Genomic DNA, 14,684 nt, shown 5'->3' with positions numbered 1-14,684 from the left:
TTTTTTGCTCAAAACTAGGCTGTAGATTGACTTTATGAAATAGGGAAAAGGGTAAACCGGACAAATCATAAGGTCAGTCAGGAATTTTATCCGCTGAAAATTCAGGACGAAAAATACCGGTAAATAATTACCGGCATATTTTAAAATTAGAGGTTGTATAAAGTAATATCACCATCACCAATGGACTATTTTCCGGTAATACACCGGAAAGGCATTTGTCAGCCAGATAAGTGCTAATTGTGTAAAATTGTTATGCGGTTCGAAGATGAATCTACCGGATATTGCATAAGATTTTCACCAAAATAATTAATTGGTGGTGAGTGCACAGAAATACTGATGTAAGAGAATAGATAAAATCGCAGGTTGTAGATTTTATGTTTCCAAGGTTGGAAAGCGTTTGATTCCAGGTTAAGGGTATTTTCACCTGTTATACCAATAAAAAAGCTCCTTTTAAAGGAGCTTTTTTATTTATATCAAAACAGGAGATTAAATTCCGTCAATAATTTCATTTAAAACAGTACTTGGTCTCATTGCTTCGTATGTTTTGTAAGTATCAGTTTTGTAGTAACCGTCAATGTTCTGAGGTTTACCTTGAGCACCGATTAATTCAGCATTGATTACTTCCTCATTTTCCTGCATTGCCTGTGCAATCGGAGCAAATTGAGCAGCCAGTTCTGCATCTGCAGTCTGGTTAGCCAAAGCCTCAGCCCAGTACATTGCTAAATAGAAGTGAGAACCTCTGTTATCGATTTGTCCTACTTTTCTTGCCGGTGATTTATCCGTAGCTAAGAATTTAGCGTTCGCTTCATCCAATGCATCAGCCAACACCTGAGATTTTGTATTGTTCTGAGTTTGGGCAAGATGTTCTAAAGAAGCCTGAAGCGCCAAAAATTCTCCTAAAGAATCCCATCTTAAGTATCCTTCTTCCAGGAATTGCTCAACGTGTTTTGGAGCAGAACCTCCGGCACCTGTTTCAAATAAACCACCACCGTTCATTAATGGAACAATAGAAAGCATTTTTGCAGAAGTACCTAGTTCAAGGATTGGGAAAAGGTCAGTTAAGTAATCTCTTAATACGTTTCCTGAAACAGAGATTGTATCTTTACCTTCTCTTGCTCTTCTTAATGTTTCAGTCATTGCATCTTTTACATCAAGAATTCTGATGTCAAGACCTGTTGTATCGTGATCAGCAAGGTATTTTTCTACTTTTTTAATGATTTCTCTGTCGTGAGCTCTTCCTTTATCTAACCAGAAGATAGCAGGAGTATCAGATAGTCTTGATCTGTTTACCGCTAATTTTACCCAGTCCTGAATAGGAGCGTCTTTAGTTTGACACATTCTGAAGATATCATCCTTTTCTACTTTTTGAGAAAGAAGAACATTTCCTGCTTCATCCTGCACTTCTACAGTTCCGTCAGCTGATAACTGGAAAGTTTTGTCATGAGAACCATATTCTTCAGCTTTCTGAGCCATTAATCCAACGTTCGGAACAGATCCCATCGTCGTAGGGTCCAGTTTACCATGGGCTTTCATATCATCGATTACAGACTGGTAGAACCCAGCATAAGAACGGTCCGGGATAATACAAACGGTATCTTCTACGTTTCCGTCTTTGTTCCACATTTTACCTCCGCCTCTTACAAGAGCAGCCATAGATGCGTCAACGATAATATCAGAAGGTACGTGGAAGTTGGTAATTCCTTTGTCAGAATTTACCATCGCCACTCTTGGTCCTTCAGCAAGAGCTTTTTCAATATCAGCTTTGATGTCAGCTTCCTGAGCATTTCCTTTGATTTTTTCAAAAAGATCAGCAAGACCGTTGTTTGGGTTGATATCTAAAGACTTGAAAGTCTCAGCATATTTAGTGAATACTTCTTTGAAGAAAGTCTCAACGATAGCTCCGAAAATAATCGGATCAGAGATTTTCATCATTGTAGCTTTAAGGTGAGCGGAAAGAAGTACATTTCTTTTCTTAGCTTCTTCAATAGCTTCCTGAACGAATGCTTTCAGTGCATTCAAGTTCATTACGGAAGAATCGATCACTTCGCCAGCCTGAAGACCTGCGAAGTCTTTTAATACAGATTCAGAACCGTCATTCCCTTTGAATACGATTCTGTATTTTGTAGCATTTTCCAACGTTGTTGAAGTTTCTGTTCCGTAGAAATCACCATTGTTCATGTGGGCTACGTCAGTTTTGCTGTCAGATGCCCAGTCACCCATTCTGTGAGGGTTTGCTTTAGCATAGTTTTTAACAGCCTTTGGAGCACGTCTGTCAGAGTTTCCTTCTCTTAATACAGGGTTTACAGCACTTCCCAATACCTTAGCATATTTAGCCTTGATTGCTTTTTCGTCATCATTTTTAGGTTCTGCAGGATAATTCGGAACCGCAAAACCTTTTGCCTGTAATTCAGCAATAGCCGCATCCAATTGAGGTACGGAAGCTGAAATGTTTGGTAATTTGATAATATTAGCGTCAGGTTGAGTAGCCAGTTGTCCTAGTTCTGATAAAGCATCACCAATTTTCTGATCATCTGTTAAGAATTCAGGGAAGTTGGCTAAAATTCTTCCTGCCAAAGAAATATCGGGAACTGCAATCTCAATATTTGCCGATTTAGTAAAAGCTTTTACAATAGGTAAAAATGAGTGAGTCGCCAACATTGGTGCTTCATCAGTAAGTGTGTAATAGATTTTTGATTTGTCTGACATTATACTGTTGTTTTTTATTTGAAATTTTAAGTTCCACAAATTTACTAAATATCATTGTTTTATTTGGGATATTTCCATAAAAAAAAGAGGCTGCTGCGTCTTTCCTTTTATATTTAGATCATGATGCAGTTTCCGTTCGTTTTAAAGGTCATGATAAATTCAGCCTTCTGGTTTTTTGAGAGCAGATCGTGTCGGCTTAAAAAATATTTGAAAAACTGATTCTCAGAAAAAATCCGCCGTTTTTACTTTAAGATTAATTTAACCTTGAAATGCTCGGAAAAAAATTGTTTTTTAACTACATTTGAAAAACTAAAAAAATAAATATTATGTCAACGACAATCACTTTAAAAGGAAACGAAGTACACACTATAGGAGCATTACCATCAGTTGGATCAACTATCAAAGATTTTGCTTTGGTAGATTCAGGATTAAATGTAAAAACATTGGAAAATTTTGAAGGAAAGAAAAAAGTATTCAATATTTTCCCAAGTATTGATACTCCTACTTGTGCAGCCTCCAGCAGAAAATTCAACGAAGAAGCCTCAAACCTTGAAAATACAGTAGTAATCAATGTTTCAAAAGACCTTCCTTTTGCATTGGGAAGATTCTGCGCCGCTGAAGGGTTAAATAATGTTGAAACTCTTTCAGATTTCAGAAGCAGTTTCGGAGACGATTATGAAGTAACCATTACTGATTCTCCGTTGAAAGGCTTGCTAAGCCGCGCGGTAATCGTTGCCGATGAAAATAATAAAGTAGTCTATACTGAGCAGGTTTCAGAAATTGCCAACGAACCAAACTATGAGGCAGCCCTTGCAGCATTAAAGTAATAAAATAATTTTGTTAAAAAGCCTTGCAAAAGTAATTTTTTGCAAGGCTTTTCTTATTTTTAGAAAACACAAATTAAAATTATGTCAGATAACTACAGAAAATTTGGAGAATTGTTTCAGGTAGATCAGGAGCATTTTGATGAGTTTTATGCCTTATTGAAAGATACCCGGCTTTTAAAATCTGAATTTTTTATCAGGCAGGGTGAAAAGTGCAAATATCTGGGATTTATTAAGAAAGGAACGATCAGATGCTTCTACATTAATGATCAGGGACGGGAAATCAATTTCGGATTCTATTTTGAAAATGAATTTTTTACAGATTATGAAAGTATCCTCTGCGATACCGTATCCAACATGAACATCCAGGCCCTGGAAAACTGTGAAATTTTACTGTTGAGCAAAGATCACTTACAGTCACTTTATGAGAAAGAAGCCTATTGGCAGAAATTTGGGCGGATCATGAGTGAAAAAATCTATCTGGACGCAAAAAAAGAATTGATGACCTGTTATGCCTTTCTCCGGAAAACAGATATGTACATCTTGTCAGGAAACAACCGCTCCTTTTCCAGAAAATAGCCCAGAAACATATTGCGAGCTATCTTGGAGTGACGGAACAATCACTAAGCCGCATCAGAGGGAGAATTGTGAATTAGTTGTATACAACAGGTACCACAAATTGTAAGCTCATTTTGTCTTAATTAACTTAAGTTAACGTCAGCAGATGCATAAGGTTGTAGCTTTATGATCATCAAATTTTAATACTTAGCATTATGGAACAAAAAGATCTGACCATTATTTTGGTACACGGAGCATGGGGCGATGGCTCTCACTGGCAATATGTAATTCCATCCCTGGTAAAAGCGGGATATAAAGTACGAAGCGTTCAAAATCCACTGACATCATTACAGGATGATATCAATAAAACCAAAGACCTTATTGATGCTCAGGACGGAAACGTCCTTTTGGTAGGGCATTCCTATGGAGGAGCCGTTATTTCCGGGGCAGGGAATCATGATAAGGTAGCAGGATTGGTTTATATTGCAGCTTTTGCACCGGACTCCGGAGACAGCTTAGGAGCACTTTTAGGAAGACGGGAATCTCCGGGAGGTGCCAGTATTTATCCTGATAGTAAAGGGTTTTTATGGATTAAATATAACGAATTTCAATCTGCCTTCTGCCAGGATCTGGATGATGAAAAAGCACTGGTAATGGCACTTTCGCAAAAACCTATCCACGGACAATGTTTTGGAGACGAAGCTGGTGAGCCGGCCTGGAAGACGAAGCCAAGCTGGTATCAGGTGTCATCAAATGACCGGATGATTCCTGCGGAAACAGAAAAAGAAATGGCGGAACGGCTTCAGCCAAAGAAAATTATTACTTTAGATGCAGGACATGCTTCATTGGCCTCACATCCAAAAGAAGTTACAGAACTTATTCTGGAAGCGGCGTCTTCGCTCTAGCTCTCAGAAATATACAAATAGGTACCGGGCCTTGTGGAATTTTGTGTAATTTCACAAGGCTTTTTTATTAATTTAAATAGATACAGAATGGTTAAAAGAATTGTAGCCAATATAAAAGCTGATGACCTCTCCAAAGCTCACCTTTTTTATCATGAGATTTTAGGCCTGGAGATTGTGATGGATCATGGATGGATTAAAACTCTGGGGAGTGAAGAAGAATCGAAGGTCCAGATCAGTTTTGCTGCTCAGGGTGGTAATGGTACAGAGGTGCCCGACCTTTCCATTGAAGTGGATAATGTAGAGGAAATGCATGAAATGATGAAAAATGCAGGTTTTAAAATCATATACGACATCACAGACGAAGATTGGGGCGTACGCAGGTTCTTTGTGAAAGATCCCTTCGGGAAACTGATTAATATATTATCTCACAAATAAAAACAGACTACGGTATGAAAGCAGAACAAGTAATTCCCGTTCTTCGAATTTTTGATTATCAGAAAACCCTTGAGTTTTACATAGATTGGTTAGGTTTCGAAATCGTCTGGGAGCATCATTTTGATGAAAATACTCCTGTTTACATGGAAGTAAAAAGAATAATCTTGTCCTTCATCTGAGCGAGCACCACGGGGATGCAAGCCCGGGAAGCAGTGTTTTCATCTGGGGAGAAGATGTTGCCGACTATCATAAAGAACTTATTGATAAAAACTACAAATACAATCGCCCGGGTCTTGAAAAAGCTTTCTATGATGCTATCTCTTTCACCGTACATGATCCTTTTGGTAATAAAATTATTTTCAACGAAAAATTTGATACAGAGAAACACAGTGCTCTAAAGCTTCATTCCCATGAATGAGTTGAGATAATTATTTCTGTCCTCCCTTAATACTGTCTAATTTACGAATGAGCTCCTCATCTGCAGCACCACCACAGCTGGAATGAATCACTTTTCCGCGCGAATCAATCAGGATTTTAGCGGGAGTACAATAGATATTATATTTCAGTTGTTCCTGCTTATGCGGAGATTTTGTATTGTCGATTTGATCAAACTCAAAAAGGTCATCTTTCAAAATCGGCTGAAGGTCTTTCTCTCTATCTATCATTCCTTCAAGGATGCCGATAAAACCTACATTATCTTTATAGCTGGTGTAGAGTCCATTACAGTCGTCCAGCATATTATAACTGGCCTGAGGATCTTTTTTCAGAAATGTTTTACTGTAGATAAAGATCATGAGATTTTTCCCTTTAAAATCTTTTGAATTGAATGTCTTTCCGTCAATTGTTTTTGCTGAAAAATAGGCAGGTGTAGCTCCTGAAAAGAAATCAAGCCTGTTTTTCAGCCATTCTTTTCGCATGGCATCTATCTTGTTAGCAGAAGATTCCTCTTTCTTGTTGTGACAGGAAATGGTTAATAAAGAAAAGCTCAGGAATAATAATATTTTTTTCATACATGGTTATTGTCAGGCAAAAATCATATAAAAATAGAACATTTCCAATTTTTCATTCCGACCCGGGTGAAGTTAAAGTTGACCCAAATCATGAACGCTTTAAAATTTTAAAACTAACTTTGCTTTTTACCTCAGAAATGAAACGTTCAGGAACCGCAGATTTACCCCTTCATTATGGCAAAGTACCACCTTGGCTATATGAACGCATGTCTGTACTTGGTTTGTCTATTGTTGAAGTTATTCTGATGGATTATGGTAAAGATGAAGTTCTTCGCCGGCTGGCAGATCCGTTTTGGTTCCAGAGTTTTGGAGCGGTGATGGGAATGGACTGGCATTCTTCTGGCATAACGACTTCCGTAATGGGTGCTTTAAAACGTTCCATTAATCCCAACTCACAATCGCTGGGACTTTATATCTGCGGCGGAAAAGGAAAATTTTCAAGAGAAACCCCTGCAGAATTAATTCGTATCGCCGATAAAACAGGATTGAACGGAACGGAGCTGGTAAGGGCCAGTAAGCTTTCCGCAAAAGTCGATAATACCGCAATTCAGGATGGTTATCAATTGTATCTGCACAATTTTGTATTGTCTGATAACGGAAGCTGGAGCGTGATTCAGCAGGGAATGCATGAGTCTGACGGTACAGCAAGACGTTATCACTGGCATTCTGAAAATATAAAATCATTCATTGAAGAGCCTCATACCGGGATTAACGGATTTTCAAGAGGGAAAATTCTTAACCTTACCGATACTGAAGCTTCTGAAAATAGAAAAGGAATTCTGGATATCTCCCACACAGATTCAGCAGAAGTCATGAGCGATTTTTCGAGACTTATTCTCCCTGATCATCATGATGTGCGCGCTTCAGATGTTGATTTGAAGCGTTTGGGAGCTCTCCTGTACGTAACCCGCGAGCAGCAGCCTCAGAATTTTGAAGATTTGCTGATGCTGGAAGGCGTAGGCCCGAGAACAATGCAGTCGCTGGCTTTGGTGAGTGAAGTGATTCACGGAGCCCCGTCAAGATTTAAAGATCCGGCCAGATTCTCTTTTGCTCACGGAGGAAAAGACGGACATCCTTTTCCGGTACCTGTCAATACCTACGATGAGAGCATTACAATTCTTCGAAAAGGAATAGAAAAATCCAAGCTCGGAAACTCTGATAAGCTGAATACACTCAACAAACTTCATCAGATAGTAGCTGCTACAGAAAAAGACTTTACTCCTGACTTCGACATTCAGGAAGTTATTGAGGAGGAAAGGCAGAATTCATGGCGATTTGGAGGTAAAACGGTTTTTGGAGATGCTCAGAAACCTAAGTCACCACAATCTATACAGCTGTCTTTATTTTAAAAAAAATTTTTCTTAAAAGACCGGAAAAATCACAGGTTTGATAAGGTTTTATTTTTTTTGTTTAAATTGATTTTATTGGCGGAAACTGTCTGATAGTAGGTTGATAAAGTTGTTTTATTAGCTTTTTTAATTGATTTGTTTAAATTTTTTACACTTAATTCAATTAAAAATTTTACTTTTAAAGACTTAAAAAAACATCATCACAATGACCAATCAAGCCCTCGAAATCTGTTATGATTTCCCATTTTTCATGAAGGAAGAACTGGATGAAATATTTCAGGCCCATGAAAAAGTATTTTTCCAGAAAGGTGACATTATACTTGAAGAAGGGAAAACTTCCAACGCATACTACATCCTTGAAAAAGGGCTTGCCCGCTCCTATGTCAATGATTTTAACGGAAACGAAGTTACCACTCATTTTTTTGCAGATAATGAGATTATTATAGAAGTCTTATCCCTTTTTCAGAGAGTGCCTTCCCAGGAAAATATTGTTTGTATTACAGATTGTGAATGCTGGAAACTAGATTTTGAAACTTTTCAGGAGTTGTTTCATAAAATACCGAATCTCAGAGAATGGGGAAGAGCATGGATGTCTAAAGAACTCTTTGAATACAAACAACGATCTGTGGAAATGTTTACCCTTTCTGCTACCAGAAGATATCTCAATCTACTGGAACAGAAATCTAAAGTGATACAGTTTGCTCCTTTAAAGCAAATCGCCTCTTATCTGGGAGTTACCGATACTTCTTTGAGCCGTATCCGCAAAGAATTGGTTTCCCATCCCAAGAAAAATTAAATCTTGCCTTATGGCAAGTAGGCTTTCATTGCACCTTGGTAATTTTGGATAAAAGATTAACACTAAAAAAATTACGAAATGAAAGCGAATCAAATTTACGTGAACTTTCCGGTGAAAGATGTTCAGAAAACCAGGGCATTCTGGACAAAGCTGGGTTTTCCTGTTAACGAACAATTTTCGGATGATAAAGCTGTCTGTGTTATGATGAATGAAGATAGCATCTATGTCATGTTCCTTTTAGAAGACTATTTTCAAACTTTTATCGACAGACCTTTAGCACCGGCTAATACTTCCCAGGTGCTGGTTTCCATAGGACTCAGTAGCAGGGAAGAAGTAGATCATGTCGTGAATACTGCTCTGGAAAACGGAGCTTATCAGCATGAAGAGCCGGAAGATTTCGGTTGGATGTATCAAAATTCTTTTTGGGATCCGGACGGGCATGGCTGGAACATAACTTTTGCAGATCTGTCTCAAATGCCGGCACTACCTTAGACCATCAATCAGGCGAAGGAAACGAATCTTGCCGTATGACAAGTATATTTTTAATTCCTCTTCATAATTTTGTTTAAAAGTTTAACACCAAAATAAATATAATATGAAAATTAACCAGATTTATGTCAATTTACCTGTAAAAGACGTACAAAAAACCAGAGCATTCTGGACGAAGTTAGGCTTTTCTGTCAATGAACAGTTTTCTGATGAAAAAGCCGTATGTATAGTGATGAAGGAAGATCATATTTACACGATGTTCCTGAAAGAAGAATTTTTCCAGACATTCACCAACAGGCCATATGCAAAAGGTGATACAACGCAGGTACTTCTTGCAATCGGGGTTGATCATCGTGATGAAGTCGACCAAATGGTAAAAACTGCAGTAGAAAACGGAGGGTCAACATACAGCGAACCTACGGATCACGGATGGATGTATCAAAGTGCTTTTGCAGATATTGATGGCCATCAGTGGGAAGTCATGTTTGCAGATATGTCTCAGTTACCTACAGAATAATTTAATACAATCACCTGTAATATCTTTCAAATGGAAACACAATCAAACGATATAGAATTAGTGAAAAATCAGGCATCTATAACGACCCAAGTAGCTTTTTTGAATATAGAAGGCATTACTCACGAAGAATCCATGATTTTTCCTAATGGTGAGGCCAATTGTATGAATTGGGTGTTAGGTCATTTACTTTATGTAAGAAACGGATTATTAAATGTACTGGGAGATCAGCCGGTTTGGGAGAATGAAAAGTTTTCATTTTATAACAGAGGAGTTCTCGCTGTGGACAGGAAAGATGAATTTCTGAATTTTGAAGAATTAAAATCTTACCTGAAACAGTCTCAGGATAAACTGGATGCAAAATTCAATAGTATTGAAAAATTTAATCAGGATCAAATTAAAGATCTTGCAACCCTTTGTTTTCACGAAAATTACCATAGCGGACAGCTTGGTTACATTCGAAGACTTCTGGGGAAATCCGGAGCGATAAAATAAATATGCAGAAGACAAAGAAAAAAATCGTGCATTCGTCACGATATAAAACATGGTCTCATCTGCAAACTACTGTTTAAAGATGCAGGCTGCCATTATCTAATCTATAAAAATCACAGAAAGTGGACACACCAAAATCAACAAAAGTAGAGCTGGTTATTCCGGCTTACAGAATGCATACCCAAAGTTTTATCAATGTGTTGGACGGAATTTCCGAAGAAGATGCATTGAAAAGAATTGAAAATAAAACCAATCACATTGTCTGGATGGCCGGAAACTTTGTTAATATGCGCTACGGATTAGGCGGAGTGCTTGGTCTGCAGGAGCAGGATCCTAATAATGATCTGTTTTTTATGGGAAGAGCATTAGATGAAAGCATCCCATATCCGAGCCTGGAAGAACTTAAAAAAAACTTTCATGATATATCTCCTAAAATCTTTCAGAAATTACTTGAAGTTACCGACGAAGAACTGGAAGAAATATTTGAAATAGGAATGAATGTTCCTTTTATCAAAGAAACAAAACTCAATTTTATCGGAATGTGCATTGGCCGTGAAGATTATCTCAGTGGGCAAATAGGTCTGATGCGCAGGGTTTTAGATTATCCGGGAATGAAATATGATGTAGATGAAAATATCAAATATTAAGTAATGAATCCAGTAGAAACAGGATATAAGCAGGTAAACGGGATCCGGATGTATTACGAAATATACGGATCCGGAAAGCCACTGGTGTTGATTCACGGAGGAGGATCTTCTATTCTATTTGATTTTAAAGAAGTTATAGAAAGGCTTCAGTACCAGTTTCAGCTTATCGGGATAGATCTTCAGAATCACGGAAGAAGTGAACATCGCGATATTCCGGAAACTTTTGAACAGGATGCTCATGATGTGGTGGCGCTATTAGCAGAACTCAATATTGACCGGGCTTCATTCTGGGGATTCAGTAATGGAGGAAGTACCGTGATGCAGATTGGCTACCGTTATCCTGAAGTGGCAGAAAATCTGGTGGTGGCTTCCGCATTTTATAAAAGGAGCGGGATGATGGACGGTTTCTTTGAATCGATGCAGGAAGCTACTCTTGAATCGATGCCGGAGCCTTTGAAAATCAATTTTTTACATCTTAATCCTGACTTTTCAAAATTGGAAAATATGTTTGATAAAGACAGTAAGAGAATGCAGACTTTTCAGGATTGGGAAGATGAAGTTCTGACATCTATACAATCGCCTACTTTATTTATCAGTGGAGATAAAGATGTTATGAAACCTGAACATACCGTGGCCATGTGGCGTCTGGTAGAAGGCTCTCAAATGATGATTCTTCCCGGCGTTCACGGTGCCTATATGATGGCTGATTTCGAAGGCTATGTTGATAAGAATAAAATTGATTTTACAGTTCAGGAAGTAGAAAAATTTTTACATAAAAACCCAGAAAACAAATAGGAATGTAAAGTTCAGACCTATTTATAATCAATAATAATAACATTTTAAAATTAAAAATCATGGCTAAATTAAATCCATACCTAAATTTTGACGGTACTGCTGAAGAAGCTTTTACCTTTTACAAATCTGTTTTCGGAGGCGAGTTCGCCGGAGGAATTCATAAGATGGGAAATGCTCCGGGTACTGAAAATCTATCAGAAGAAGAAAAAAAACAGAGTAATGCATATTGCATTGCCTGTCGGAGATGATCTTTTGATGGCTTCAGATATTGTTCCCGGTTTCGGACAGACATTGACTGTAGGAAACAATAATTATGTTTCCATCTTCCCTGAATCAAAAGCTGAAGCAGAAAGAATCTTTAAAGGCCTTTCCGAAGGCGGAAATATAGAAATGCCTCTGGAAGACCAGTTTTGGGGCGATTATTTTGGGAGTTTTCAGGATAAATACGGTGTTCATTGGATGGTGAATTATAACGATGAGTCTAAAAAATAATCATATATTTAATTATTATTTAAAAAGAGTGCCCATATTGGGTAACTCTTTTATGAGACAATCATTTAAAACGAAAGAATCATGGATCCGATTAGAATAGACATTACAATTTTAGCTCCTGTAGAAAAAGTTTGGAATTACTTCAATGAACCAAAACACATTACAAAATGGAATTTTGCCCATGAAAGCTGGCAATGTCCGAGTTCTGAGAATGATCTGAGAGTAGGAGGAACATTCAAAAACAGAATGGAAGCCAAAGATAAAAGCTTCGGATTTGATTTTGAAGGAGTGTATGATGAAGTAAAACCTCACGAAAAAATAGAATATCATATCGCAGATGGAAGAAGAGTAGAAGTCATTTTCGAAAAAATTGATGAAAATACCACGAAAGTTACCGAAATCTTCGATCCCGAAAAACAAAATTCAGTGGAGATGCAAAGAGAAGGCTGGTATGCTATTCTCAATAATTTCCACAAATATGTTGAGAACCATTAAAAATATTTTTTGTAGCCATGATTAATTTAATTATCATGTCAAAAAGTTTAAATTCCATTTATGCTGTTAACTATAATCCTAAAGATGAATTTCTTTACGGAGTGATTGCTATACCTGCAAGAAGAGCTTTGGAAAAAGAAAAAATAGATTCCTTAGAAAAACTCTCGGACTATTCTGAAAACGAAATTTTACAACTTCATGGTTTCGGAAAAAATACGATTGTTAAACTGAAGAATTATATGGAAGAAAATCAGGTGTTTTTTAAAGAAGCATAAATAATAAATAGGGGAAAATATAGGTGTCATTACTGATGGGGAGAAAATCTCTCTTTCAGTAAAGGCATTAGAATTTTTTTGCCATATAATTTCTTTGATATGACAAAATACTCATGAAAATTATTACGCTATATCCAATAAAATTTAAAATTATGAATAACGATATTTTCCCATGTCTCTGGTATGACGGAGACGCCAAACAATCCGCAGAATTTTACTGTAAAGTTTTTGACGGTGAAATTACAGCAGATACACCCGTGGTCATGAATATTGAGATCTTTGGGCAACGGCTCATGTTGCTGAACGGAGGTCCCCATTTCAAGAAAAATGCTTCTGTTTCTTTTATGGTGCTTTGCGAAACGGAAGATGAGGTTCAGAAATACTGGGATCAGCTCATAGAAGGTGGAATGGCTTTAATGGAGCTAGGTTCCTATTCGTGGAGTAAAAAATATGGCTGGGTACAGGATAAATATGGAGTGACATGGCAACTGTTTTTAGGAGAAAAAGGGCAGGATCAGAAACTTGTTCCTACATTGATGTTCATTCATGAAAATAATGGTAAGGCCAAAGAAGCAATGAAATTGTATACCCAGACTTTTCCTGATTCACATATTGGAAACATTATGGAATACGGAATAGAAAGTGAAGGACATTCTATAGCAGAGCCGGCAGAAAATGTTAAGCATGCCAATTTCGTCATCGATGGTTACACGTTATTCTGTATGGATAATTCCTACGACCACCAGTTTGATTTTAATGAAGGAATTTCGTTGGTTGTTATGACGGATGATCAACAGCAGACAGATCACTATTGGAATACCTTTACAGCGGACGGAGGAAGAGAAAGTATGTGCGGATGGCTGAAAGATAAATACGGACTAAGCTGGCAAATTGTTCCCAAAAGATTGATTCAGCTGATGAACGACTCAGATCAGGAAAAAGCTTATAAAGTAGTTCAGGCAATGATGAAAATGCAGAAAATTATTATTCAGGATTTAGAAGACGCTTATAATTCTTAAAGTTATTTCGGCTTACTGTTTGATGTGTTTTAGGGAAAAGATTTGCCTATGAAAACACAGAACAAATCACAATCTAAGTCAAAAGTCCCTAAAGAAGGGCTTTTTCCGGAGATTATCAGAAATGATTATCGCGGAAGCCAAAAACTAGCAGGCAAGAAAGCGGTCATCTCAGGAGGTGATAGCGGTATAGGGCAAGCAGTAGCTGTCCATTTTGCCCGGGAAGGAGCTGATGTTGCCATTATTTACAAAGAAAGTGATGATGATGCCAGAGAAACCCGAAGGCTGGTTGAAAAAGAAGGACAGAAATGTATTCTGATCAAAGGAGATCTGACCCGTAAAGCTTTCAGGACAAAATGTGCTGAAAAAGTAAAAAAAGAGTGGAAGGCTCTGGATATTTTGGTTAATAATGCAGGGATTCACACGTCAAAAAACAGTCTGGAAAAAATCTCTGATGAGCAGATTCAGGAAACATTTGATACCAATATCATTTCTATGATCTCTTTCACCAGAAACTTCCTTCCTATGATCAAAAAAGGAGGACGGATTATTTGCACAACTTCTGTCACCGCCTACCGTGGTAGTGATCATTTGCTCGATTATGCCGCTACAAAAGGTGCGATATTATCTTTTATGCGTTCACTGGCAGATAATCTTGCTGAAAAAGAAATTCTTGTCAATGGAGTTGCCCCGGGACCGGTCTGGACACCCCTTGTAAAAGAAGCTTTTGATAACCTTTCAACATTCGGGAAAGATACCCCTTTGAAAAGAGCTGGTCAGCCTTCCGAAGTGGCTCCTGCCTATGTTTTTCTGGCTTCCAAAGATGCCAGCTATATCACGGGAGAAGTCATTCATATCAATGGAGGTGACTTTGTGGGAGGATAAT

16 protein-coding genes and 3 pseudogenes are annotated in these 14,684 nt (G+C 37.7%); 17 read left to right on the top strand and 2 right to left on the bottom strand.

The genetic code is table 11. The annotated features are described in order from the left end of the window. Window positions 1-486 precede the first annotated feature (486 nt). Entirely contained in the window at window positions 487-2,706 is a 2,220-nt protein-coding gene (locus H3Z85_21545) for an NADP-dependent isocitrate dehydrogenase (protein QPQ51764.1), read from the bottom strand. 326 nt (window positions 2,707-3,032) lie between these two features. On the opposite strand from H3Z85_21545, the gene tpx reads away from it, so the two are divergent. From tpx to H3Z85_21520, 5 genes and pseudogenes are all read left to right on the top strand, one after another. Beyond that, window positions 3,033-3,533: a thiol peroxidase gene (tpx, locus tag H3Z85_21540; protein ID QPQ51763.1), complete on the top strand. Its 501-nt coding sequence runs from the start codon at window positions 3,033-3,035 to the stop codon at window positions 3,531-3,533. 72 nt (window positions 3,534-3,605) lie between these two features. Further along, a pseudogene (locus H3Z85_21535) lies at window positions 3,606-4,186 on the top strand (Crp/Fnr family transcriptional regulator). 117 nt (window positions 4,187-4,303) lie between these two features. Then, a complete protein-coding gene (locus H3Z85_21530) occupies window positions 4,304-4,993 on the top strand; it encodes an alpha/beta hydrolase (GenBank protein QPQ51762.1) in 690 nt (229 codons plus the stop codon). Between the two features lie 87 nt (window positions 4,994-5,080). Beyond that, on the top strand, window positions 5,081-5,428 hold the full coding sequence (locus H3Z85_21525; protein ID QPQ51761.1) for a VOC family protein: 348 nt from the start codon (window positions 5,081-5,083) through the stop codon (window positions 5,426-5,428). Window positions 5,429-5,442: 14 nt separating this feature from the next. Then, a pseudogene (locus tag H3Z85_21520) lies at window positions 5,443-5,846 on the top strand (VOC family protein). Window positions 5,847-5,856: 10 nt separating this feature from the next. On the opposite strand, the gene H3Z85_21515 reads toward H3Z85_21520, so the two are convergent. Further along, the gene (locus H3Z85_21515; protein QPQ51760.1) at window positions 5,857-6,438 is read right to left on the bottom strand and encodes a redoxin domain-containing protein; all 582 of its coding nucleotides are present in this window, start codon (window positions 6,436-6,438) and stop codon (window positions 5,857-5,859) included. A 137-nt stretch (window positions 6,439-6,575) separates the two neighbouring features. Here H3Z85_21515 and H3Z85_21510 point away from each other — a divergent pair, with 137 nt between their 5' ends. From H3Z85_21510 to H3Z85_21455, 12 genes and pseudogenes are all read left to right on the top strand, one after another. Further along, window positions 6,576-7,787 carry a DUF763 domain-containing protein gene (locus tag H3Z85_21510; protein QPQ51759.1) on the top strand — a complete coding sequence of 404 codons (1,212 nt, stop codon included), beginning with the start codon at window positions 6,576-6,578 and terminating at the stop codon, window positions 7,785-7,787. 205 nt (window positions 7,788-7,992) lie between these two features. Next, window positions 7,993-8,583, top strand: coding sequence for a Crp/Fnr family transcriptional regulator (locus H3Z85_21505; GenBank protein QPQ51758.1), 591 nt, complete (start codon window positions 7,993-7,995; stop codon window positions 8,581-8,583). 78 nt (window positions 8,584-8,661) lie between these two features. Beyond that, window positions 8,662-9,075 carry a VOC family protein gene (locus tag H3Z85_21500; GenBank protein ID QPQ51757.1) on the top strand — a complete coding sequence of 138 codons (414 nt, stop codon included), beginning with the start codon at window positions 8,662-8,664 and terminating at the stop codon, window positions 9,073-9,075. Between the two features lie 103 nt (window positions 9,076-9,178). Continuing rightward, window positions 9,179-9,589 carry a VOC family protein gene (locus tag H3Z85_21495; protein ID QPQ51756.1) on the top strand — a complete coding sequence of 137 codons (411 nt, stop codon included), beginning with the start codon at window positions 9,179-9,181 and terminating at the stop codon, window positions 9,587-9,589. 30 nt (window positions 9,590-9,619) lie between these two features. Further along, window positions 9,620-10,081: a hypothetical protein gene (locus H3Z85_21490; GenBank protein ID QPQ51755.1), complete on the top strand. Its 462-nt coding sequence runs from the start codon at window positions 9,620-9,622 to the stop codon at window positions 10,079-10,081. A 119-nt stretch (window positions 10,082-10,200) separates the two neighbouring features. Beyond that, complete coding sequence (locus tag H3Z85_21485; protein QPQ51754.1) at window positions 10,201-10,725, top strand: DinB family protein; 525 nt, start codon at window positions 10,201-10,203, stop codon at window positions 10,723-10,725. Between the two features lie 3 nt (window positions 10,726-10,728). Then, complete coding sequence (locus H3Z85_21480; protein ID QPQ51753.1) at window positions 10,729-11,520, top strand: alpha/beta hydrolase; 792 nt, start codon at window positions 10,729-10,731, stop codon at window positions 11,518-11,520. A 59-nt stretch (window positions 11,521-11,579) separates the two neighbouring features. Continuing rightward, a pseudogene (locus H3Z85_21475) lies at window positions 11,580-12,012 on the top strand (VOC family protein). An 81-nt stretch (window positions 12,013-12,093) separates the two neighbouring features. Then, window positions 12,094-12,507 (top strand): SRPBCC family protein, encoded by a 414-nt coding sequence (locus tag H3Z85_21470; GenBank protein QPQ51752.1) that lies wholly within the window; start codon window positions 12,094-12,096, stop codon window positions 12,505-12,507. Between the two features lie 17 nt (window positions 12,508-12,524). Further along, window positions 12,525-12,782 carry a hypothetical protein gene (locus H3Z85_21465; protein ID QPQ51751.1) on the top strand — a complete coding sequence of 86 codons (258 nt, stop codon included), beginning with the start codon at window positions 12,525-12,527 and terminating at the stop codon, window positions 12,780-12,782. Between the two features lie 152 nt (window positions 12,783-12,934). Next, window positions 12,935-13,801, top strand: coding sequence for a VOC family protein (locus H3Z85_21460; protein ID QPQ51750.1), 867 nt, complete (start codon window positions 12,935-12,937; stop codon window positions 13,799-13,801). A gap of 48 nt (window positions 13,802-13,849) precedes the next feature. After that, on the top strand, window positions 13,850-14,683 hold the full coding sequence (locus H3Z85_21455) for an SDR family oxidoreductase (protein ID QPQ51749.1): 834 nt from the start codon (window positions 13,850-13,852) through the stop codon (window positions 14,681-14,683). Window position 14,684: the final 1 nt, after the last annotated feature.

Origin of the sequence: Chryseobacterium indologenes, assembly GCA_016025055.1 — a bacterium.
GTDB lineage: Bacteria > Bacteroidota > Bacteroidia > Flavobacteriales > Weeksellaceae > Chryseobacterium > Chryseobacterium indologenes.
Note: the sequence above shows the minus strand (reverse complement) of the source record. Positions and strands in the feature narration are given on the sequence as shown.